19 protein-coding genes are annotated in these 23,111 nt (G+C 63.3%); 12 read left to right on the top strand and 7 right to left on the bottom strand.

All coding sequences use genetic code 11. The features are described from left to right. The first annotated feature begins 81 nt into the window (after positions 1-81). The 6 genes from I5S59_RS15245 to I5S59_RS15220 are packed head-to-tail and all read left to right on the top strand — an operon-like array spanning position 82 to position 5,537. Complete coding sequence (locus tag I5S59_RS15245) at positions 82-807, top strand: energy transducer TonB (protein ID WP_197877371.1); 726 nt, start codon at positions 82-84, stop codon at positions 805-807. A 17-nt stretch (positions 808-824) separates the two neighbouring features. Continuing rightward, positions 825-1,895 (top strand): hemin-degrading factor, encoded by a 1,071-nt coding sequence (locus I5S59_RS15240; protein ID WP_197877370.1) that lies wholly within the window; start codon positions 825-827, stop codon positions 1,893-1,895. Positions 1,896-1,907: 12 nt separating this feature from the next. Beyond that, entirely contained in the window at positions 1,908-2,795 is an 888-nt protein-coding gene (locus I5S59_RS15235; protein WP_197877369.1) for a heme/hemin ABC transporter substrate-binding protein, read from the top strand. A gap of 50 nt (positions 2,796-2,845) precedes the next feature. Continuing rightward, entirely contained in the window at positions 2,846-3,829 is a 984-nt protein-coding gene (locus I5S59_RS15230; RefSeq protein ID WP_197877418.1) for a FecCD family ABC transporter permease, read from the top strand. Then, positions 3,829-4,596 (top strand): heme ABC transporter ATP-binding protein, encoded by a 768-nt coding sequence (locus tag I5S59_RS15225; RefSeq protein ID WP_197877368.1) that lies wholly within the window; start codon positions 3,829-3,831, stop codon positions 4,594-4,596. Before I5S59_RS15230 ends, I5S59_RS15225 begins: the two co-directional genes overlap by 1 nt. Positions 4,597-4,652: 56 nt before the next feature. Then, entirely contained in the window at positions 4,653-5,537 is an 885-nt protein-coding gene (locus I5S59_RS15220) for a ChaN family lipoprotein (RefSeq protein ID WP_197877367.1), read from the top strand. A gap of 55 nt (positions 5,538-5,592) precedes the next feature. On the opposite strand, the gene I5S59_RS15215 is transcribed toward I5S59_RS15220, so the two are convergent. Together I5S59_RS15215 and I5S59_RS15210 are read right to left on the bottom strand one after the other, a co-directional pair. Continuing rightward, positions 5,593-6,321: an aspartate/glutamate racemase family protein gene (locus I5S59_RS15215; RefSeq protein WP_197877366.1), complete on the bottom strand. Its 729-nt coding sequence runs from the start codon at positions 6,319-6,321 to the stop codon at positions 5,593-5,595. A gap of 24 nt (positions 6,322-6,345) precedes the next feature. Then, the gene (locus tag I5S59_RS15210) at positions 6,346-7,875 is read right to left on the bottom strand and encodes an NCS1 family nucleobase:cation symporter-1 (RefSeq protein WP_197877365.1); all 1,530 of its coding nucleotides are present in this window, start codon (positions 7,873-7,875) and stop codon (positions 6,346-6,348) included. 494 nt (positions 7,876-8,369) lie between these two features. On the opposite strand from I5S59_RS15210, the gene I5S59_RS15205 reads away from it, so the two are divergent. Both I5S59_RS15205 and I5S59_RS15200 read left to right on the top strand, forming a co-directional pair. Continuing rightward, the gene (locus I5S59_RS15205) at positions 8,370-9,059 is read left to right on the top strand and encodes a GntR family transcriptional regulator (RefSeq protein ID WP_197877364.1); all 690 of its coding nucleotides are present in this window, start codon (positions 8,370-8,372) and stop codon (positions 9,057-9,059) included. Between the two features lie 99 nt (positions 9,060-9,158). Then, the gene (locus I5S59_RS15200) at positions 9,159-10,337 is read left to right on the top strand and encodes an amidohydrolase family protein (RefSeq protein WP_197877363.1); all 1,179 of its coding nucleotides are present in this window, start codon (positions 9,159-9,161) and stop codon (positions 10,335-10,337) included. Positions 10,338-10,374: 37 nt separating this feature from the next. Here I5S59_RS15200 and I5S59_RS15195 read toward each other — a convergent pair whose 3' ends face one another. The 4 genes from I5S59_RS15195 to I5S59_RS15180 form a co-directional block, all read right to left on the bottom strand. After that, the gene (locus I5S59_RS15195) at positions 10,375-11,238 is read right to left on the bottom strand and encodes a hypothetical protein (RefSeq protein ID WP_197877362.1); all 864 of its coding nucleotides are present in this window, start codon (positions 11,236-11,238) and stop codon (positions 10,375-10,377) included. Positions 11,239-11,360: 122 nt separating this feature from the next. After that, positions 11,361-15,083: a YadA-like family protein gene (locus I5S59_RS15190; protein ID WP_197877361.1), complete on the bottom strand. Its 3,723-nt coding sequence runs from the start codon at positions 15,081-15,083 to the stop codon at positions 11,361-11,363. Between the two features lie 59 nt (positions 15,084-15,142). Next, positions 15,143-15,991 (bottom strand): hypothetical protein, encoded by an 849-nt coding sequence (locus I5S59_RS15185; RefSeq protein WP_197877360.1) that lies wholly within the window; start codon positions 15,989-15,991, stop codon positions 15,143-15,145. An 86-nt stretch (positions 15,992-16,077) separates the two neighbouring features. Continuing rightward, positions 16,078-17,703 (bottom strand): LuxR C-terminal-related transcriptional regulator, encoded by a 1,626-nt coding sequence (locus I5S59_RS15180; RefSeq protein WP_197877359.1) that lies wholly within the window; start codon positions 17,701-17,703, stop codon positions 16,078-16,080. Positions 17,704-17,892: 189 nt separating this feature from the next. Here I5S59_RS15180 and I5S59_RS15175 point away from each other — a divergent pair, with 189 nt between their 5' ends. After that, on the top strand, positions 17,893-19,488 hold the full coding sequence (locus I5S59_RS15175; RefSeq protein ID WP_197877358.1) for a zinc-dependent metalloprotease family protein: 1,596 nt from the start codon (positions 17,893-17,895) through the stop codon (positions 19,486-19,488). A 10-nt stretch (positions 19,489-19,498) separates the two neighbouring features. Here the strand turns inward: I5S59_RS15175 and I5S59_RS15170 are convergent, their stop codons facing one another. Then, a complete protein-coding gene (locus tag I5S59_RS15170; RefSeq protein WP_197877357.1) occupies positions 19,499-20,359 on the bottom strand; it encodes a LysR family transcriptional regulator in 861 nt (286 codons plus the stop codon). 94 nt (positions 20,360-20,453) lie between these two features. Between I5S59_RS15170 and I5S59_RS15165 the strand changes: the two genes are divergently transcribed. The 3 genes from I5S59_RS15165 to I5S59_RS15155 all read left to right on the top strand — a co-directional run bounded on the left by I5S59_RS15165 (position 20,454) and on the right by I5S59_RS15155 (position 23,111). Then, entirely contained in the window at positions 20,454-20,903 is a 450-nt protein-coding gene (locus I5S59_RS15165; protein ID WP_197877356.1) for a multidrug/biocide efflux PACE transporter, read from the top strand. A gap of 71 nt (positions 20,904-20,974) precedes the next feature. Continuing rightward, positions 20,975-21,649, top strand: coding sequence for a S24 family peptidase (locus I5S59_RS15160; RefSeq protein ID WP_128326402.1), 675 nt, complete (start codon positions 20,975-20,977; stop codon positions 21,647-21,649). Positions 21,650-21,821: 172 nt separating this feature from the next. Then, on the top strand, positions 21,822-23,111 hold the full coding sequence (locus I5S59_RS15155; RefSeq protein ID WP_197877355.1) for an NAD(P)/FAD-dependent oxidoreductase: 1,290 nt from the start codon (positions 21,822-21,824) through the stop codon (positions 23,109-23,111).

The raw sequence follows: 23,111 nt of genomic DNA, 5'->3' as shown, positions 1-23,111 counted from the left end.
GCGGCGGCGACAATAACCAGCTTGACTTACAAATGCAAATTATTACCATATGCATTCTAATTTAATAAGAACCGACCGTGCATGAAGCAACCTTGGGGCTGTCTGCTGTTGTCAGTCGCGCTGCATCTGAGCGCTGGCTGGCTGCTGTACTCGCTACGGGCAGCGCCCGAACCACTGGCGTGGCAAACACCGATGGCCATTCAACTGGTGAGCCTGGCGTCGGCCGCCGAGCCTGCGCGCGTACGCCCTGCCCGTCCGCTTCCCATCGCTGCCGACGCGCCGCCAACGCCCAAGGCACCCGCCCCGACAAAGCCTGTCGCCGCCGCCAAACCACTGCCGGCCAAGACACAGCCGACACTCGCCAAAGCGCCACCGCCAGAAGCCAGGCAACGCCCAGCCCAGCCCAGCACTGCGCCGAAGCCGCTGCAGCAAGCACCCAGCCAACCGGCAGTGGCATCAGCTCCTGTAAACACCGCAATCGCGCGTGCTCCGGCCCCCCCTGCGCCACCGACATCGCCGGTACTGAGCCTGCGCCCGAGTTTTGTCAGCCCACCCCCGCCGCCGCGCTATCCGTCGCAGGCCCGCCGCCGCAACCAGCAAGGCGTGGTGCAGGTCGAGGTGTGTCTGGATGAGCGCGGCCAGCAACTCAAGCTCACGCTGATTCGCTCGTCGGGGATTGAAAGTCTCGACCAGGCAGCACTCGACGCCGTCACCCGCTGGCGTTTCCGCCCCGAAATTGTCGATGGCCGGGCCGTACCCAGCCGCGTGCAAATACCAATAGAATTCGCCCTTACGGCGAACCGATGACCCTGAAGGAGTTCACCATGACTGCCACCCCTCGCGCCCAAACCAGTGGCCCTGCGCTGTACCAGCAATGGCAACAGCTGCGCGCCGAACAATCGGGCCTGCGCGCCCGCGATGCCGCCGCAAAGCTTGGCGTCAGCGAAGCCGAACTGACCGCCAGCCGCCTGGGTGTCGATACCGTGCGCCTGCGCCCGGAATGGTCGACGCTGCTGCCGGCGCTCGGCGAACTGGGCTACATCATGGCCCTGACCCGCAACGAACATTGCGTTCACGAGCGCAAAGGCATCTACCACGAAGTGACGATCATGGGCAGCGGCCAGATGGGCATGGTGCTGTCGCCAGACATCGACCTGCGCCTGTTCCTCAGCGGCTGGGCGAGCGTTTTTGCCGTCGACGAAAACACCGCACGTGGCCCGCAGCGCAGCATCCAGGTCTTCGACCGCCAGGGCACCGCCGTACACAAAGTGTTCCTCACCGCCACCAGCGAAGCCGCCGCCTGGGCGCCGCTGGTCGAGCGTTTCCGTGCCGAAGCGCAGAGCGCAGAGCTCGACCTGCAACCGCTGCCGGCCGCCAAGGCGCCGCGCACCGATGCCGAGGTGGATGCCGAGACCCTGCGCAGCGAGTGGTCGCAACTCAAGGACACCCACGACTTCTTCGCCCTGCTCAAGCGCAACGATGTCGCGCGTACCCAAGCCTTGCGCCTGGCTGGCGAGCAATGGGCCGAACCGCTGGCCACGGTAGAACTGACTAATGTGATTGAAGAAGCCGGCAAGCGCGAAGTGCCGATCATGGTGTTCGTCGGCAACAAGCACTGCATCCAGATTCACTCCGGCCCGGTCAGCAACCTGCGCTGGATGGACACCTGGTTCAATGTGCTGGATCCTGCGTTCAACCTGCACCTGAAAACCACCGGCATCACCGAGCTGTGGCGTGTGCGCAAGCCAAGCGTCGATGGCATTGTCACCAGCTACGAGGGCTTCGATGCCGACGGCGAACTGGTCATCCAGCTGTTCGGTGTGCGCAAGCCCGGTGTTCCCGAGCGTGACGACTGGCGTGCACTGGCAGAATCCGCGACCCCGATGAGCGCCTGAGGAAGTCCCTAGATGCGTAAGAAACTCCTGCTGGCCTGCGCCGGCATACTCTTCAGCCAGCTGGCCAGTGCCAGTGACGCCCTCCCCCAGCGCTGGGTCAGCGCTGGCGGTGCGTTCAGCGAATGGGTAGTAGCGCTCGGTGGCGAAAGCAAACTGGTCGGTGTCGACAGCACCAGCCAGTACCCGCGTTCGCTGCACAACCTGCCCGGCGTCGGCTATCAACGGCAGCTGGCGGCCGAGGGCATTCTGGCCTTGCGCCCGGATATCCTGGTCGGCAGCAATGAAATGGGCCCGCCGCCGGTACTGGAACAGCTCAAGGCCGCCGGCGTGCGCATCGAGTTGCTGTCGGCCAAGGCCGATGTGCCGGCGCTGCAGCAAAACCTGACCACCCTGGGCCAGTTGCTGGGCAATCAGGCCCAGGCGCAAGCCCTGCTCAACGACTACCAGCAACGCCTGCAACAACAGGCGGCAGCGGTGCAGCAGGCACGTCAGCAAAGCCCGGCACCACGGGTGCTGATGCTGCTCAGCCACTCCGGCGGCAACTTGCAGGTGGCGGGCAAGGACACCCTGGCGGCGTGGATGATCGAACAGGCCGGCGGTCAGAGCCTGGGCGACCACATCGGCTACAAACCGGTGTCCAGCGAAGCCATGCTGGCCCTCAACCCCCAGGTGATCCTGTTGGCCGGCAGCCGTCTGCAAGGCGATGCGGCACGCGCCGCGCTGCTCGAGCAAAACCCGGTGCTGGCGCAAACCCAGGCCGGTCGTGACGGTCGTGTGCTGGTGATTGACCCGACGTTGTTGATCGGCGGCCTCGGCCCACGGGTGCCAGATGCCCTGGCAACGCTGACCGCAGCCTTCTACCCGAAGGCCAAGGCGCTGAGTGCCGAGGCTGGCCAATGACGGCGATTGTCCGACCGCGGCCGATGCTGATCGCGCTGGGCCTGGTGTTGCTGCTGGTCATCTGGCTGTCCCTGGCCCTTGGGCCGGTCAGCCTGCCCCTGGGCGAAACCCTGAAGGCCGGCTTGCGTCTGGCCGGCCTGAAGCTGGACGGCGACGTCACGCAGCAGGCCGACCTGATCCTGGGGCAGATCCGCATGCCGCGCACGTTGCTCGGTATTGCCGTGGGTGCGGTATTGGCGCTGTCCGGGGTGGCCATGCAGGGGTTGTTTCGCAACCCCCTGGCCGACCCGGGGCTGGTCGGTGTATCGGGCGGGGCAGCGCTGGGCGCTGCCATCGCGATCGTCGGCGGCAGTTTGATGGGCGGCATGCCGCCGGCCATCGAGCCCTATGTGCTGTCGGTCTGCGCCTTCGGCGGCGGCCTGATCGTCACCTTCGTGGTGTATCGCTTTGGCCGCAGCAACGGGCAGACCAACGTCGCCACCATGTTGCTGGCAGGAGTGGCGATGACTGCCATGGCCGGTGCCGGTGTCGGTCTGTTCACTTACCTCGCCGATGACGCCACCCTGCGTACCCTGACCTTCTGGAACCTGGGCAGCCTCAACGGCGCCAGCTACCAGCGTTTGTGGCCACTGTTGATCGTGGTGGTGGCGGTGGCCTTGTGGCTGCCACGCCGCGCCGCAGCGCTCAACGCGTTGCTGCTTGGCGAGTCGGAAGCGCGTCACCTGGGCTTTGATGTCGAGCGGATCAAACTGGAGCTGGTGCTGTGCACCGCCCTGGGCGTCGGCGCCGCCGTCGCAGCAGCCGGCCTGATCGGCTTTATCGGCCTGGTGGTGCCGCACCTGATGCGCCTGCTGGTCGGCCCCGATCATCGCGTGTTGCTGCCCGCCTCGCTGCTGGCCGGTGCCGGGCTGCTGTTGCTGGCCGATCTGATCGCGCGCCTGCTGCTGGCTCCGGCCGAACTGCCGATCGGTATCGTCACCGCCCTGATTGGCGCGCCGTTCTTCCTCTTCTTGCTGGTACGGGGGCGTTCCTGATGCTGGTAGCAGACAACTTGCTGGTAGAGCGCGGGCGCCGCACCGTGCTGGCCAACATCAATGTCCAGTTGCGCCCCGGCGAAGTGCTCGGGGTGCTGGGGCCTAACGGCGCCGGCAAAAGCACGCTGCTGGCTGCCTTGTGCGGTGAGCTGGCGATTACCGAGGGTCATGTCAGCCTCGATCAGCGCCCGCTTGCCGACTGGCCAGGCCAGGAGCGGGCCAGACGGCTGGCGGTACTGCCGCAAAGTTCGAGCCTGAACTTCGCGTTTTCGGTCAACGAAGTGGTGGGCATGGGGCGTCTGCCGCATGCCAGTGGCCGCGTGCGTGACGCCGAAATCGTCAGCGAGGCCCTGCGCGCCGCCGATGCCCAGCACCTGGCCGAACGCAGCTACCTGGCACTGTCCGGCGGTGAGCGCCAGCGCGTCCACCTGGCGCGAGTACTGGCGCAGCTCTGGCCGGGCGCCGAGGGGCAGACGCTGCTGCTCGACGAACCCACCTCGATGCTTGACCCGCTGCACCAGCACACCATTTTGCAAGCGGTGCGCGACTTTGCCGAACGCGGAGCCGCTGTGATGGTGATCCTCCACGACCTCAACCTCGCCGCGCGCTATTGCGATCAACTGCTGTTGCTGCAAGACGGCCTGCCCCACGCCTACGGCCCACCGGCCGAGGTGCTGACTGCCGATGCGCTGGCAGCGGTGTACGGCTTGCAGGTGCTCATTCACCAGCACCCGGAACGCGGACACCCTTTGATCATCGCGCGCTGATACCACTCCCCTCGTCACCCGCAGATCGAGGGGCAACTACTGAGCAAGGAATCCCGATGCGCCTTCTGCTGCTTTGCCTGGTCAGCCTGTTGGCGGCCTGCCAATCCCATTCTGTATTGCCGCCACCGGCGCCGATTGCCCCGCAAGGGCGCGATCACGCCGACCTTGGCGTGATCCGCGAGCTGGCCACCGGCCGTACCCTGACCCCACAACAACTCATCGAACGTCTGGCGAGCGCGCCGCGCGTGCTGGTTGGCGAACAGCATGACAACCCCGATCACCATGCCGTACAGCTGTGGCTGTTGCGCGAACTGGCCAGCCAGCGCGCCCAGGGCAGCCTGTTGATGGAAATGATCAACCCCGACCAACAGGACAAGGTCAATGCCGCGCAGGCCGCGACCCGTGCCGGCCAGCCGCCCGGCGATGCGTTCCAGGCCCTGGCCTGGCAGGCCAACTGGGACTGGAGCGTGTACGGGGCCTTGGTCACCTATGCCCTGCGCCAACCCTATCCGTTGCTGTCGGCCAACCTGAACCGTGCGCAAATCATGCAGATCTACAAGCAGCGCCCGGTGCTTGAAGGCGCAGCCTCGACGCGCCCCGAGGTGCAAGCCACGCTGCTCGATGATATCCGCGAATCGCATTGCGGCCTGCTGCCCGAAACCCAGATGCCGGCCATGCTTGCCGTGCAACAACAGCGCGACCGGCGCATGGCCGAAAGCCTGCTCGCAGCCCCGACCCCGGCGGTATTGCTGGCCGGTGAGTTCCATGTGCGCAAGGACCTCGGGGTGCCGCTGCACCTGAGCGACCTGGGGGCTGGCGACGGCAATCAGGTGCTGATTCTGGCCGAAGCGGGCAAAACCGTGAGCGCCGAAAGTGCCGACTATGTCTGGTACACGGCAGCGCAGCCGGCGCAGGATCATTGCGCCAAACTGCGTCGCTGAGTTGAAAGCCAACTACCCCGGCAAGCGGGGTAGTGTTCGGTAAAGCGGGTCGTGCTCAGCCGAGCAGGGCCCGTGGCCAGCCCAGAATCTGCTTGGGCCGCGGCGTCGCATAGGTGCGGACCTTGGAGGTGCTCAACTTCAGGCGCACCAGCGACTCGGCCAGGGCCACCGCCGCCGTCACACCGTCCACCACCGGTACGCCGGTACGGGCCTGGATGCGCTCATCCAGCCCGGCCATGCCGCCACAACCAAGGCAGATCACTTCAGCCTTGTCGATACGCACGGCCTCCTCAGCCTGCGCCACCACTGCCTCGATGGCCCGTTCGGGGTCTTCTTCAAGCTCCAGCACCGCCAGGCCACTGGCCCGTACCGAGGCACAACGACTCTCCAGCCCGGCCAGTTTCAGGCGGTCCTCGATCAACGGCACGGTGCGATCGAGGGTGGTGACCACCGAGTAGCGATGCCCCAGCAGCATGGCGACACTGGCGGCCGCTTCGGTGATGTCCACCACTGGCACATTGAGCAGTTCCTGCAGGCCTTCGCGACCGTGCTCGCCGTAACCGGCCTGGATCACTGCGTCATAGGGCTGGTCGTAGCTGAGCACCCGCTCCATCACGGCAATCGCCGCCAGGTAGCTCTCGAAGTTGCCCTCCACCGACTCGGCGCCAAAGCGCGGGGTCAGGCCGACGATTTCGGTGCCGGGCGAAGCCACGCTGCGTGCCTGGCGGGCAATGGCCTCGGTGATCGATGCGGTGGTGTTGACGTTGACTACCAGTATTCTCATGGGTCGGTTCCTTGTGCGTGACGCTCAGTGCTGGGCGCTGTCGACGGCAAAGTGCTCGCCGGAACAGTCCACATAATGTTTTTTGCGATCGGAAATCAGGTAGTACACGCCGCCGGCAATGGCCGCACCGAACAGCCAGGAGAACGGCGTCAGGTCGCTGAACGCCGGCACCAGCGCCAGCAGCACCGCGGCAATGGCCGAAGGCACCAGGGCGGCGATGGCCTTGTAGTTGATCCCGCGGGTGTAGTGGTAGGTGCCGGTGGCCGCCTCGCTGTAGAGATCGGGGACATGCACCTGCGCTTTGCGGATCAGCCAGTAGTCGACCATGATGATCCCGTACAGCGGGCCGAGCAGCGCGCCGAGGCCGGAGAGGAAGTAGACGATCACCAGCGGGCTGTTATAGAGGTTCCACGGCAGGATCAGCACCGCAAGCGTTGCACTGATCAGGCCGGCGCGGCGGAAGTTCAGGCGGCTGGGGGCCAGGCTGGAAAGTACGAACGCCGGGGCGACGAAGTTGGCCATGATGTTCACCGCCACGGTGACAATCAGGAACGCCAGGCAACCGAGCACCAGAAAGGTCTTGTCGGGAATGGCGGCAATGATCTGGGTCGGGCTGTCGATCACCGTACCGTCGATGCTGAACTGCGCCCCGGACAACACAAAGCTGATGACCGCAAACACCAGGATGTTCACCGGCAGGCCCCAGAAGTTGCCGACGCGAATGGTCTTGCGGCACGGCGACGAGCGCGCAAAGTCACAGAAGTTGAGGATCAGCGTGCCGTAGATCGCCAGCCACAGGGCACCACCGGCAAACACCTGGGTCCACATCTTCACCCCGGTCAATGGCTCACCCACCGACCAGGCGAGGTTGCCATCCACCCGCTGGTACATCCACACCGCCAGCACCAGCACGGTCGAGAGGATCACCGGGCCGGCAAACGACTCGTACTTGCGCACCATCTCCATGCCGAAGGTCAGGATCACCAGTTGCACCATCCAGATGGCGACGAAACTGGCCCAGCCCAGGCTCGACAGACCGAGAATGGCGTTGTGGTCAAAACTTGCCAGCTGCGGCCAGATCGCCACCAGCAGCACCCGCAACACCACCGAAGCCAGGTAGGTCTGGATGCCGAACCAGGCAATGGCAATGACGGCGCGGATAACCGCCGGCAACTGCGCACCATAGATGCCGAAACTCATGCGGCTGATCACCGGGAACGGCACCCCGGTTTTTTGCCCCATGTAGCCCGACAGGTTCATGAAGAAGTACACCAGCGCCGCCCCCACTGCCAGGGCCGCGAGCATTTGCCAGCCGGACAGGCCGAGGGCAAACAGGCCCATGGCAAAGGAGTAGTTGGCGATGTTGTGCACATCGTTGGTCCACAAGGCGAAGATGCTGTAGCCGCCCCAGCGCCGGCCGGCGGCCTTGGTCGGGGCAAGGTCGGCGTTATGCAGTTTCGGGCTCAAGCTGGCGTGCCCCGGAACCTGCACAGTAACGGCGGGATCGGGTGACAGGTACGCGGTATCCAGAGGTTTGGAAGTATCCAATTGCATGTTCCCCGGGCTCCTGCCGCAGCACCGGTGGCGCTGCAGCAAATTATTGTTGGACTTGAAGAGTTGGGACCGCTGTCGACGCCTGGAAGGCGCTGCATGCAAAGATTGCATACAATTTTCGTATGACGATTTTCGAGGAACAATATGTGTGCCAAACGGGTACCGAACGGCCGTTGCGAGAATGCGCAAAACAAATGCAAACTATTGTTTTTTATCAATTTAAAATTTTGATAAAGGCTGTTGAAAGCCCCTTTAACCTGACCAAACGGTCAGCGAGAATGCCCACCGCAGTGAGAACATGAGTAACGCCAGGCGGAAACATGTATCCACTTAATCGCTACTTATGTACACACAATCAAGTTAAGTGACACTGCGGCACGACTGACACGAGATAGCGTGCAGGCGCGATGCCCTCACGCTCATTTCGCAACGAAACTTTTGGTCACGACACATTTCCGGCATGCTGGGGCAATCAAGGAATCACGGAGCTGGCAATGACGGAAAAACTCCCCGCCTCGACGGTTGAGCGTGTCTACCTGGGAGTCCACGAGGCGATCAGAAAGCGCACCCTGCGCCCCGGCATGAAACTGGGCGAGTCTTCGCTGGCGGAACTGTTCAAGGTCAGCCGTACCTCGGTGCGCGCCGCGCTCAAGCAGCTGGAAGGCGATGGCCTGGTGTCCACCGAACTGAACAAGGGTGCCTGGGTGTCGTTGCCCAGCGACGACGACATCCGCTCGGTGTTCGAGACCCGGCGCCTGATCGAGATCGGCATTGTCACCGAGCTGTGCCGACGCGCCGACAAAGGCCTGCTGCAGCCCCTGCGCCTGCATGTTGCAGAAGAAGAAGCCGCGGCCGATGCCGGTGACCACGCCCGCTATGTGCACCTGCTGGGCGAATTTCACCTGCGCCTGGCCGAGGTGCTCGACAACCCGGTGCTGATGGACTGGTTCCGCAAGCTGATCGAGCGCGGTTCGCTGTACGCCTCGACCCTCGATGACGAGCGTCACGAAGCCTGCCGGGGCAACGAGCACCTGCGCCTGATCGAATGCCTGGAGGCCGGCGACCAGCCCGCTGCCATCGACCTGGTGTGCACCCACCTGAGCGGTATCGAGGAGGCCATCCTCAAGGCCACCCATAACCTCAAGGCCGACTACCATCCACTCAAGCACTTGATCGGCGGTTGAGCGCACATTCACTAAGCCACTGCTATCGATCCCGATATTTAATTGGCCGATGAGCCGCGGTTTTTATAGGGTACGCGGCCTCCCCCTAGAGGTCGTGAAATGATTGATCGTGTGTTCGTCAATGCCGTCGCTGCTGACGGCAGCCCGTTGTCCATCGCCGTTGCCGACGGCCGTATCGCCCGCCTGGGCACCGAGGTCGGCGCCGTAGCAGGCGTGGAGTCCATCGATCTGGGTGGGCAACTGCTACTGCCCGGTTTCGTTGATGGTCATATCCACCTGGACAAGAGCTTTGTCGGCGACCGCTGGCACCCGCACCAACCGGCTGACAGCCTGCGTGAGCGGCTGGCCATCGAGAAACGCGAACTGGCCCTGGCCCCCCCCATTGTCGAACGCGCCGACGCGCTGATCCGTCAGGCCGTATCGTTCGGCACTGTCGCCATGCGCAGCCACGTCGATGTCGATGCCACTACCGGCCTGACCAATCTGCATGCAGTGATGGAGGCACGGGAGAAATGGCGCGGCATCGTCGACATTGAACTGGTGGCCTTCCCTCAGGCCGGGGTGATGTCCTGCCCGGGTACCGCCGATGTGCTCGAGGCGGCTATCCGCGACGGCGCCGAGGTGATTGGCGGTATCGACCCGACCACCCTGGATGGTGACGCCGACGGTCAGCTGGATGTGGTCTTCGGGATTGCCGAACGCCATGGCGTAAAGATCGACATCCACCTGCATGAGCCCGGCCTGCAAGGCGTCGAGCAACTGCAACGCATCGCCGCCCGCACCCGCGCCGCCGGCTTGCAGGGCCGTGTCAGCGTCAGCCATGCCTACGCCCTGGGCCAGGTCAGCGACGATGTCCTGCTGGCCATCGCTACCCTGCTGGGTGAGGCGGGCATTTCGATCATGACCAATGCCCCGGGCGATCACGCCTTTCCGCCGATCCTGCGTTTGCGTGCAGCAGGGGTGCGGGTATTTACCGGCAATGACAATATTCGTGATGCCTGGTGGCCGTATGGCAACGCCGACATGCTGCAACGGGCCATGCTGATCGGTTATCGCTCGGGCTTCTACCGGGACGAAGAACTGCAGCTGGCCCTGGACATGGCCACGCACGCCGGCGCGGCGGTGATGGGCAAGCAGGACTACGGCCTGAAGGTCGGCAACGAGGCCACCTTCGTGCTGCTCGATGCCCCGAATGCTGCAGCGGCGGTGGCAGGTGTGCCGGCCGGGCGTGTGCGGGTGCGTCGCGGGGTGATTCAGGACACACGCGCCGGCATTTGAAGCGAGTCACTCACGGGCGGGTCAGGCAGGCCGTTGGCTACCTGACACGCCGGGTGACGTCCTCGGGGTAGTACGCGATGTTCAGCGCCCGCCGCTGGCCCATCAGTTGCCCTTCGCCGTACCAGGTGATGTTGTCCTGACGCAGCACCATACCGTCGGTGCTGTATTCATATTCGGCACCATTGGCGGAGCTGAACGCGAACCGCTGTTTATCCAGCTGTTTGAGCTTGAAGTGGGTGCCGGGCAACGGCATTTGCTGCTTCACGCGTTTGAGAAAGGCCGGGGCCAGCTCGGCAAACAACTCGCGGGTGCGCGCATGGTATTGCGCGTCGCTCAGCCCCGGTGACTGCTGCAGCTTTTGCGCAATCAGGGTGAAGTACTCGGCGTCGGTACGGGACAGGGCCAGACGCACCGCCATCACTTCGCTCAGGCGCGCCGGGTCGACCTGCAGCTTGCCGTCGGCCGTTTTGTTCGCACTGATGAACTCGCTGCCATCGACCTGCACCAGCGGTGCAGTGGCCAGGTACGCGGCGCAGGCGATTTCCCGGCCCTTCTGGTTGTCGTTGACCAGCAAAGCGGTTACGCCGCCTTTTCTGTTCAGACTCTCGACGGTTTCCCCGCTGCCGGCCACGAAGCGTTCAACCTCGGCGCGATCAACCTCGCCACGTGCCAGCCCGCAAATTTGCTGCATCACCGCCGGATTGCGCTTGCCGTCCACCAGGGGCGTCATGCTGAACACGGCATTACGGATGACCGGCAGTGCCGGGTAGTCGAGGTTGCCGAGGCTTTCGGCTTTTGGCGCCGTTGCTGCCTGTACAGCGGCGTGGTCGACGCCGTTGCAACCAGCCAGCAGGCAGATCGGCAGCAGCAGGCTGGCCAGCCATTTGCGTGGGGTATTCATGGTGCGTTCCTCTCTGGAATCGGGTGTCGCCACGTGGGCGTCTCGGGTATCAATCGGGTTCAGCGTTCTCATCTTGATCACCTCGCAACGGCCCGGCCGTAGCCGGGCCCGGGCAGGAACATTCACCACTGGTAACCGATGCCGACGGCCACGCCGGTATCCCCTTGGCTGGTGGTGCTGCCTTGCAGCTTGGTCACCCACTTGCCGTTGTCGGAAATCTTCGACACGCCAATTGCCAGCGCGCTTTGCCCGCGGTAGTTGCCAATCCCTGCAGCAGCCATGCTGGCCCCCGCCGAGTAAGGCTGTGGCAGCGTGGCCATGGCCATCGCGCCGGCAATACCCGAGCTGAGAATGTCGTCCTGTTTTTTCAGGTCGTGGCGCAACGCGTTGTAGCGGGCGTCGGTGTAGTCATAGAACTGGTTGGAAATGTCGCCCATGCTCTGCTGCAACTGCTTGACGTTGACCGCATCGGTCGGCGCCGTACCCGCAGCCACATGGGTGATCTGCCGCTCGTTGCCGGCGCTGCCGACGGAGACACTGTTGGCGCGTTCGGCCACCGAGTTGGCGCCCAGTGCGACCGAGTTGTCGGCCTGGGCCTGGGCGTCGCTGCCCACCGCCGTGGCGTTGCGGCCACTGGCCCGCGCACGCGTACCGATTGCCGCGCTGTTGGCAGCCGACGCCTGCGCCCCTGCACCACCGGCAACCGCGTCGGCACCCGTGGCGCGCGGCTTGGGTTGCTTGCTGGTGTTGTTGACCTGGAACATGCCGTCGGTGCCGTTCTGCACATTGCTTACGTCGCCTTCGACCTGACCCACGCGGTTATCGAGGTTGCTGACGTTGGTGGTGACGTTGGCGATTTCACTGTTGACGTTGTGGATGGAGTCGTCGGTGTACTGCTTGGACTCGGTAACCGCACCGTCGAGCTGACGCAGGTTGACGGCATCGGTGGCTTCCTTGCCGTCGGCTACGTTGCTCACGGTACGCGTTTCGCCTGTAGCGGCATTGCCCACCGAGACAGTGCCAACGCTGGCGTTGGCCGCATTGGAGTACTTGCCGGTGTAGGTTTGGGCACCCCGGCCGTTGTCGCTGGCGCCTTGCCCGAGGGCCACGCTGCCATCCGCCGAGGCACTGGCGCCCTCGCCCATCGCAACCGCACCGCTGCCGCTGGCCTGGGCGTTCGGGCCCACGGCGACTGCATCAACGCCACTGGCGACTGCATCAGGCCGGGTCGAGTTGGCGTGAAAGTACTTGATGCCGCCGCCGTTGTTGATGGTGGTGATGGTGCCGTCGATTGCCGTAACACGGCCGTCGATGTTGGTGACCCGGGTGTTGGTTTCGTTGAGCTGAGACAGGTTCACCGCATCGCTGTCGTCCTCACCGCGGGCGACGTTGGTGATTTTGCTGCCACCGCTCTTGGTCACGCTGTTATAGGTCGTGCCGCCGAGGGTAATGCGATCGTGGCTGCTGTTGTCGTACAGCACCGCATCTGCAACCGCACCGCTGGTGATGGCTTTGAGCTGGGCGACGTTGACACCGTCGGTGTCCTCCGCGCCGGCCGACACCCCGGTCAGGCGACGGTTGCCGATGTTGACTTCGCCCGAGGCGGTGCCACCTACCAGGTAGGCTTGATGACCCAGCGTGCTGCCATTTGCAACGGCGCCGGCCCCCAGGGCCACGCTGCCGTCATGGCTTGCAGTTGCGCCCATGCCGATAGCCACCGCGTCCGCACCGGTGGCGGAAGAATCGGTACCGGTGGAGTTGGCGTGGAAGTACTTGGTGCCTTTGTTGTAGATGTTCTCGACATGGTCACCAAGGTTGGTGACATCGCCCTGCAGGGTGGTGACGTTGCCTTCTACGTTGGTCACTCGACCGTCAAGCTGGGTGACATTGGTGACCGTGGCATCCACTTGCTGGTTGGTGGCGTGCAACTGCGAGCCGTTGACCGCATCGGTGGACGTGTCGCTCACCGCGCCGGCGGCGACGTTGTTCAGCACTTGCGCAGCGCCTGGCGAAGCAGCATCACCCCCCGTGGCAATCAGTGACAGCTGATCGGTACCCGTGCGCTGCACCGGACCAAGCGAGCCATTGCTGATGTTGTTGATATTGGTGGTGACGTTGCTGATGTCGGTGGTGTTCTGCTGCACCTGCTGGTTGGTGGCGTGCAGCTGGGAGCCATTGATCGCGTCGGTGGAGAGGTCGCTGACTTCACCGGCGGCGACATTGCTGATCTTCTGCGCATCACCGGTACTGTGGCTGGCATCGTAAGCGCCGAGCATACCGTTCCACTGCAGCGCGTCCTGCTGCAGGGCAAAAATATTGCTGGTGTTCTGAATGACGCGGCCATCGAGATTGATCAGGGCATCGCCGACATTGTTCAACGACGTACCGTCAAGGTTGTAGACCGGGGAAGAGATCGAGCCGTCCGGGTTGACCGCCGAACCGCCACCCAGTGCGTTGGTGGTGGCGTTTGCCAGGGTATGCAGCTGCGAACCGTTGATGGCATCGGTGGAGGTCTGGAACACCCCGCCGTTGGCCACGTTGGTGAGCGTCTGCACGACACCCGGCGAATACGCATCGCCACCCGCCGCAATCAGCGACAGTTGATCCGTACCGGTGCGCTGCACCGGACCGATGCTGCCGTTGCTGATGTTGGTGGTGAAGTAGTTGAGCTGGCTGGTGTTCTGGTCCAGCTGCTGGTTGGTCGTAGCCAGTTGCGAACCGTTCACGGCGTCGAGGGAGCCTACGTTGATAGCGCCCTCGGCGACATTGACGACTCTCTGGTTACCCGCATCGATACCGCTGTTGGTTACGCTCGGGCCGCCAGCGATGGTCAGACCGTTGGTAGCAACCGAGGTATCGCCTGTGGTCACCGAGTCGAGCACCAGGTTGTCGGCCATTTGCACTTGCAGGCTGCCATTGCCGTCCACTTCGGTTCTCAGGTTGTTGCCCGAGTAGTTTCCTGCGCTGAGCGCAGCACCCTGGATAACGAAGGTATCGCCCAGCTTCTTGTCCACCGCACCGCTGTTGCCAACGAAGGTCATCGGCGTGTTGCCCACGCTGCTGAGCTGTGCCACGTTCACCGCGTCACTGTCCTGGCTGCCGGCGGCAACGCCGGTGATCTGGCGGAACTGACCACTGGCAGCATCACCCACGGCGATGGCCCCCAGGGTGCTTTGGGTAGCATTGACGGCGTTTGCTTGCTGCGCATCGGCGCCGCCGGGAATATAACCGGCAACGCCCCCGGCGGTACTCGCCACCGAGCCGGCCCCCAAGGCCACGCTGTCCTGGGTCACGGCCTGCGCCTTGCTGCCCAGGGCCAGGGCATTCTGCTCGCTGGCCAGGGCATCGTTGCCAATCGCTACCGAATCCTGGGCCAGGGCCCGGGTACCCAGTTGAGTGCCCAGCGCGTCAGTGGCCACATTGCCGATGGCCAGCGAGTTGCTGCCATCGATGCGGTTGTTCAGCCCGATACGGCCGCCGTTGACATACAGCTCGTTGCCCAGGGTCAGCGAATCGCTGCCCTGCGTGCCGTTGCCGTAAAAGAGCACGCGCCCGGTCTGGCCCGCCTTGTCACTGGCGTCGCAATTGCTGTTGTTGCCGTCGTACTTCCAGCCCATGTCGCCGCTGACATCGGTGTCGTTGACGAACACGCATGCCGAGTCGCTGCTGTCGTTGACGTACAGGCCGGCGGCGGCCTCAGCGTCCATGGCGTTGAGCCCGCTCACAGCGCAGAGGCCAAGCACGGCCAATGCACGGCCACCCTTGCCGGCTTTGCGGGCGTATTCAGAGGCTACACACCAGCAATGCTGGGTTCTGGACCATACAAGACGATAAATCCTGTTCATGAGAGGCTCCCGCCAGGGCTGAACCCTGGGCTGAGTAGTAAAAAAATCGGGGGAATGGATCAGCGCGAGGACAGCTGCAAGGCGCGGCTGGTCTGGATCAGCAGCGGCCGCTCGACCGCCGTGGGGCGCGACTGCTGAAGCGCTCGCTGGTAGGTGCGCAGCGCGCCGCTGTGGTCCTGGCGGACGTAGTCGAGGTAGCCACCGGCAAACAGCCCGGCTTCGGTGCGCAAATCACGCTTCACCGCGTCGGGGGCCTGCAGTTCGTCGATGTCGGCAAACACTGCAGAGATATCGGACTTGCCTTGATACAGGGCCAGCAACGCGCGCTGTGGCGCGCTGGCCGGCTGGATGGCCCGGGCCTGTTTTTGCAAGCGGGCGCGGATGACCTCGGGCTTGACCCCGGCGTCGCTGGCAGTGCGTGCCGCCAGCCACAGGCTCCAGCGGCCTGCATAGCCTTTTACCTGGGCGTTGGCCGACTGCTGACGCAACTGCTCGAAGGCTTTGCGCGAGGCGTCGAAGCGACCGAGTTCAGCCAGGTTTATGGCCGCCGGAACGGCGATCACCTGTGCCTGATCGCTACCCTTGAGGGCGTCATAGAATTGCCGCGCACGCATGTGGCGGCCACTGGCGTCCTCGATAAAGGCCTGTTCGGCCAGGGCGCGGTTACCGCCCTGCCCTTGCGCGCCGGCTTGCTGCAGCAGCGCCTGCGCAGCGATCAGATCACCTGCCAGCAGTTGTGCATGGGCCTGCAGCACCAGCGGCTGGGCCGCCACGCTGGAAGCCGGCGACGCTGGCACGGTACTGGCGGGACCTGCCGTGGCCGCGCCGGCAGCAATGAGCAGGGCCAGGGCCAGCGCGCTGAAAACGCCGGGGCGGCAACGGCTGGAGATGTGCGAAGAGTGGATCATGGTGGCAACTCCTGAAAGGATTCGAGTTGCTCACATGCTATGGGGCCCCCTGCCGGAAAGAACTCAGAGTCCTCCTGCAGCCGCCATCAGAGTTGTTCTCCATTCGTTCCGGGTGAACCGGCCTGGGGCAGGGTCAGCTCAAGCTCGATCGCGAGGTGTTGCTCATGGTAGCCATGGGCAAATCGCCCGTGCAGGTACTCGGCCACACGCTGGCAGTGGTTGAGGTCGATGAGACTTTGCACTGCGGCCTGCCCGGCCATCTCCAGCCTCGCCTGAACCTGCCCCTGGCCACGCACGCGCATGTCCAGATGAATCATTGCAGGGCTTTCGCTGTCGGCCCGGAACAGGCCAATGGCGGTGGTCATCCAGTCGCTGAAAACCTCGGTGTCCAGCCATACCCGCCGGGTATCGATGCGCTGCACGCCAAACAGCGACTGCGGGTAGCCAATCAGGCAACGACTGATGAACGCAGGCAGGTCGCAGGCTTGAGCAAGCGGCACGCGCGCACTTTCCTGAAACTGATGCAGACGCCCCAACCGCTGCAGGCGGCCGGTCAGGCTGGACAGCCCCGGCGTGGCGGGATGCAACGCCAGTGCGTCGATACACCCGGCCAGCTCGCTCAACGATGCCTCGTAGAAATCCGCCTGCCGCCGTACCTGCGCTTCGGCGGCGAGCAGTTGATCACGCAGGGTCACCAGTTGCCCTTCACTGTCAGTGATGTCCTGCAACCCGCCCAGCACGCCACACGCATGCCCTTGGCTATCACGGTACGGCACCATCCAGTAATGCATCACCCGCGCCTGGCCAAAAATCTCCACCCGCGTGGTCACCGCCAGCGGCACACCTTCAAGCACAATGCGGGCAAAGCCTTCGGGCAGCGTTTCGCGCACCGCCTGGGAAAACCAGCGGGCCTCGGCAAACCCCGACCCCAGGGCTTCTTCGGCGGTTATACGGTAGTAATCGAGGAATTTCTGGTTGCAGAACAACAGTCGCCCTTCTGTGGTTCGTACGAACATCGGGTTGGGCGCGGCGTCCACCAGATTGCGCAGCAGGCCCAGCTCCGTCGGAATCGCCTCGGCGGTCAACGCCCCCGCTGCAGGTTCCTGGCCCGCCACCAGGCCGTTGCGGCGGGCGATCTCGGCCAGCTCCACGTTCGAGCTGACATGGAGCTTTTCCAGCAGGTGCGCCTTGTAGGTGCTGACGGTCTTGAAACTGATGCGCAACTCTTCGGCAATGCGCAGGTTGGAGCGCCCTTCGGCGATCAGTTGCAACACCGCCGCCTCACGTGGCGTGAGGCTCTCCAGTTCGCTGCCGCCACCCGGCTGCATGTACTCGCGGGCAAAATGGCCACGGCCGGCCACAACATCCCCGATTGCCTTGCGCAGGCTGGGCATGTCCTCGTGCTTGCCGATAAAACCACTGGCGCCTGCCTTGAAGCACAGCGGCGCAAAGTGCGCGGGGTTCTGCAGGCTGTACACCAGCACTTTCTGCGTGCTGTCGCGGGCGCGCAGGCGGCGCAACAGGTCCAGCCCACCCGGCCCGGGCAAGGCGATTTCGAGGATCACCAATTGCGGATTGCACTGGCGCGCCAAGCTCAGCGCCGTGGGTACATCAGCGGCCTCGTGGACATCCTGGTGTCCCATCTCTGCCAACAGGTTGCGCAGCGCGCTGCGCACGATCGGCATGGCATCGGCAATGGGCACTGTAGCCATCAGATAATCCTGACTCGTCCATTAAGTGCTCAAAGCATAGGCGATGGCCGAACAGCGCCCACTTTATGGGCGCTCTTTGGGTGTTGACCTGCCTGCTGTGTGGACGCGGGCAACTAATAGTTATGCCAGTTGGTCGGGTGGATAAAACTGCATTCAATGGAGTCTCGACCCTTCACGAGACTCAACGTCATGATGCACGGTAAATGGAAGTCTGAATTTTTGATTGTGGCAAGTTTGCTACTGACGGCCTGCACGTCCTCTTCTCACGCTGCAATGGATGAAACAGGGACGGCTGCAATGTTGTTTGAACGTCCCGCAGCAGATACACAGGCGATGCATAAGCTTTTATCGACACAAGGCATCTATCCCTCGCTTTCTGCATTGCTGGATGCACCTTCCACGGAAAAGGCCTGGGAGGTAAAGGTCAACCCCGCACTTATTGATGCAGGTGTCCCTGCGCTATCGGTCCCGTCACCTGAGGGTGACGTCGTCCGCTTTGACCTCACGCGCTTCAGTGACGTCGCGGCAATGTCCGGATGGATTGGCGATGTGGTGTCGGACCGAAAGCAGCGCTTCACTTCTGCCGCGGAAGTGGACTTCGATCCCTTCAACTGGATTTCATTGGTCCGCGATGGCGATGAACTGACCGGGGATATCCACATCAAAGGGAAACTTTATCGACTGGAGCCTGTTGGCGCTGGCCGCCATGTATTGATCAAAGTCGATGAGTCCAGAATGCCGCCCAATGGTGAGCCGGTTCTGAAGGTGAATACAGTGCAAACAGCGGCGTCGAACAAGGCGCAAAAGCCCGCTCATAGTACTATCAGAGTGCTTTTCGTGACGTCCAATGAGCGACGTGCCGTCTCACCAAACTACCGCGCAGCATTAGTGCAAGCCCTGCAAAACGCCAACCAGTACCTGATCAACAGTCATGTGCCGTTGACGTACGAACTGGCCGGCTTTTTCGCCCCGGACTATAGCGAAGCAAACAAAAGCCAGTGGGCGATGCTTCAAGAAATGGCGGGGCCCAACACAGCGCTGGCACGAGAAGTTTATGTCCACCGCGACGCGCTCAGAGCTGATTTGGTTTCTCTGTTTAACACCAACGGTGCAGTATGTGGAAACGCTTTTGGATGGTCGACCAAAGCAACGGGATACAACACAATCAGTTGCACAGTCGCTTTGGCGCATGAGCTGGGTCATAACCTGGGGGGCGGCCATGGGCTGGAGGTACCGGACCCAACCAAACACTACAATCACGGCTACCGGCATCGTTCGCCGAATTTCCATACCATCCAGGTCACTTCACACGGTGCGATTCCCTATTTTTCCAATCCGCGCCTGGAACATCAGGGTGTACCCATTGGCACAGTTCAAAACCATGATGTTGCGCGGCAGTTTGATGACTACCGAACCACAGTAGAAAATTTCTATCCACCGATGCTGATGAGTATCACCGTGTTTGACAATGTCAACATGCAAGGCAATAGGTGTACATTCGATATTCAACCTGCGAAGCGCGTTACCTTGATCGAAGAGGAATGCGGAGCGAGTTGGACGAATAAAGTGTGGTCCGCCAAAGTAACCAACATGACTGAAGGTGCAACGTTGCGACTGGGTAATGCCTTCGCCTGGCATACCTATATCAGCACTTCTTATAGTGGTGACTTCGATGTGCCTACGTTGACTGGGAATGTTCACGATGTGCCGGAAGGCATGACGCTTCAGCCGAACTCGGGCAATCTGACCAAACGTATTAGTCAAGTAGAGATACTCAAGCAGTGACAAGGAGCTGCTAGTCCTCGCGACCCAGCCAATCCAGCAACCACAACCCCGCCGGCCCCGGCGGGGTCAGCCGTGACCAGGCCGCGTCCACGGCAATCGGTCGCGGCCAGCCGTCCAGGCGCAACTCCACCAGCTGGCCATGCCCATACTGCTGCACCAGCCCGTGGGGCAGTTCGGCCCAGCCAAACCCCTGTTCGGTCATTTCCAAAAGCAGCAGGTAATCAGGCGCAGACCACACCCGCCCCTGCGGTTTGTACTCGCTGTCGGCGTAAGTATTGAGGTACAGCTGACGATGGCTGGCCAGGTTCGCCTGGGTCGGCTGCTGGAGTGCGGCCAGCGGGTGCGCGCGGGCGACAAAAATGCCCATCTGCGCCTGATGCGGCAAGCGCCGGGTGGCGATGTCCGGCGGGTACAGCGGTTGCGCCGCAAGCAACCCCAGGTGCGCCCGCCCGCTTTGCAACAGGCTCAGGACATCCCCCGCCTCGGCAATCATGCATTCGAGCTCGATGTCCTGATAGCGCTGCTCGAACTGACGCATGACCTGGTTGTCCGGGGTGAGCTGGTACATGTCCGAGAGGACGATGGTCAGGCGTGGCTCGACATTATCGGCCAGGCGAATGCTTAGCTCGTCGAGGCGTTCGCTGGCCGCCAGAATCTCCTGCACATGGCCCAGCACCTTGCGCCCGGCCTCGGTCAACACCGGCTGGCGGCTTTGCCGATCGAACAGGCTGACGCCCAGGTCAGCCTCAAGGTTGGCAATCGCCGCGCTGACCGTGGACTGGCTTTTGCGCAACTTGCGCGCCGCCGCCGAGAACGAGCCCAACGCGACCGCCTCGACGAAGGCGTGCAACGCTTCGGGTGAGTAACGCATATCGTCTATCGCTTTTATCGATGGAATCCATTTTTAACATACGCATAAAACCGATGACAATCACCCCATCAAAACCAACCACCCAGGTGTTGTCATGATTGCGTCCAACAAATCTTTCGCCGAGCGTGTCGTCCACGCCGTAGGGTTCGAAGCCATTGCCGTACTGATCTGCGCCCCGATCGGCGCCTGGCTGATGAACCGCTCGGTGCTGGAAGTGGGCGCCCTGACCTTGGTGCTGTCGAGCGTGGCGATGCTCTGGAACATGCTCTACAACGCTGTGTTCGATCGCCTCTGGCCAGCGGACAAGGTGGTCCGCAGCGTCAAGGTCCGGGCCCTGCACGCTGGTGGCTTTGAAACCGGCTTTATCGTCATCGGCGTGCCGATTGCCGCGTTCATGCTCAACCTGTCGCTGGTGCAGGCGTTCATGCTGGAGATCGGATTCTTCGTCTTCATGCTGCCCTACACCATGGCCTACAACTGGGCCTACGACCTGCTGCGTCAGCGCCTGTTCAAGGCCCAGGCCCAGCGCCTGCAAGTGCAGTAAGCGGGTTTTGTCTGTGGGCGCTTTTGGTTTAGCCTGTTTAGCACATAGCTAAATAATGGCAGCCGGCGCCCATGAATATCCACGACATCCGCAAAACCAACCTGCTGCAGTTGATCGGCAGCCAGCGCAAGGCCGCCTGCGCCGAACGCTGGGGCATCAACCCGGCTCACCTGAGCCAGATCCTGTCGCACAAGACCGAAAAGAACCTCGGTGACGAAGTCGCCCGCCGCATCGAAGCGGCTGAAGGCCTGCCCGGCGGCTGGATGGATGTGCTGCAGGGCCAGGTACCGCTGGTTGACCCGGCGCTGCCGACGGGCTTTGTCACCATTCCCCATTTCGATATTCGTGGCTCGATGGGCAACGGCACCACGCCACCCGGGCATGTCGAGGTGATCCGCGACCTGACCGTGCACCAGGACTGGCTGCGCAGCCAGGGCATCAGTTACTCGGGGCTGAATAACCTGGCAATCATCTGCGGCGACGGCGACAGCATGGCCGGAACGTTCAACGACGGCGATGCGCTGCTGGTAGACCGTGGCGTCAACGAGGTGCGCACTGATGCGGTGTATGTGTTCAGCCTGGAGGGCGATCTGTTCGTCAAGCGCTTGCAGCGCATGACGGGCGGGGGGTTGCGGATGATTTCGGATAATCCGTTGTATCCGCCGTTGATGATCGAGGGGGCGGCGCTGGAGAAATTACATATCCAGGCGCGGGTGTTGCTCGTGTGGAACGCGCGGCGGCTGTAGGAGCCAGGCTTGCCGGCGAACCTGGCACCGCGGAGCCCCTGATGCACCGCGTCGTTTTTCGCGGGCAAGCCACGCGCCTACAGGTTGGGGTAAACCGTGGGGGGTTGGACTCGTGAAATTTATCTGGTAGTTTTTCATGAAAATATACCAATAAAAATTCACGAGGCCCGTCATGTTCAAGCAATCCGCCCAGCATGTCGCCAGCTATTACGCACAAACCTTTCCCCGCCCCCTGCCCCTGCGCCCGACCCTGAACACCTCGCTCGACACCGAAGTGCTGATCATCGGTGCCGGCTTCAGCGGCCTGCACACGGCCCTGCGCCTGGCGCTGGCGGGCAAACGGGTCACCGTGCTCGAGGCCAGCCGGGTCGCCTGGGCAGCGTCCGGGCGCAACGGCGGGCAGGCCTTGCTGGGGTGGTCGTGCGACATGGGGCCGCTGGAAAAGTCCCTGGGCCAGGAACGCACCCGCCGCCTCTGGGACAGCATGTGCTGGGCCGCCGACGAAATGCGTGCCCTCCCCGGCCGCCACGGTTTCGACATCGACTACCGGCCAGGCAGCCTGTGGACCGCCGTGCTGCCCCGCCGCGTCGGCATGCTGCGCGAGGCTCAGCGTGAGGCGGTGGAAAAATGGGGCTACGACAAGCTGCGCCTGATCGAACGTGAAGAATTGCCCGAGTGGATCGACAGCCCGCGCTACCAGGCCGCGCTCTACGACCCCGAAGGCGCGCACCTCAACCCGCTGAAACTGGCCCAGGGGCTGGCCACCGCCATCGAGGAAGCCGGCGGGCGCCTGTATGAACAGACCCGGGGGCTCAGTTACCGTGAAACCGCCAACGGTTTCGTCGCCCGTACCGAACACGGCGACGTGCGCAGCGATGTGCTGGTACTGGCCTGCAACGCCTACATCGACCGCCTCGACCGGCAACTGTCGCGCCGCCTGTTGCCGGTGGGGTCCTACCAGGTGGCCACCGCGCCCCTGGACCCGGCCCTGGCCCGTTCGCTGCTGCCACGTAACAGCTGCGTGATCGACAACCAGTTCGTACCTGACTATTTCCGCCTGACCCCGGACCACCGCCTGCTGTTCGGCGGCGGCTGCACCTACCTGGGCGGCATTCCCGAGGATGTCGCGGCGGCCACCCGGCCGGTGCTCGAACGCGCCTTCCCGCAATTGCGCGGCGTCGCCATCGAGCACGCCTGGGGCGGGCATATCGACTGCAGCCTGCGGCGCACGCCGGACATCGGTCGCAGCGGCCAGCGCTACTGGCTGCAGGGCTTTTCCGGGCACGGTGTACTGCCCACCCTGGCTGGCGCCCGCGCGGTCAGCGATGCCATCCTTGGCGACACCGATTTGCTGGCGTTGTACCAGGCCATCGACAACGGCCGCTTCCCCGGCGGCGATCTGCTCGCAGCCCCCTTGGAAGCCGCGGCCAAGGCCTGGTACCGCCTGCGAGACAACCTTTGA

The sequence above is a fragment of the Pseudomonas alkylphenolica genome, assembly GCF_016009175.1.
In the GTDB taxonomy this organism is placed as follows: Bacteria; Pseudomonadota; Gammaproteobacteria; order Pseudomonadales; family Pseudomonadaceae; genus Aquipseudomonas; species Aquipseudomonas alkylphenolica_B.
Note: the sequence above shows the minus strand (reverse complement) of the source record. Positions and strands in the feature narration are given on the sequence as shown.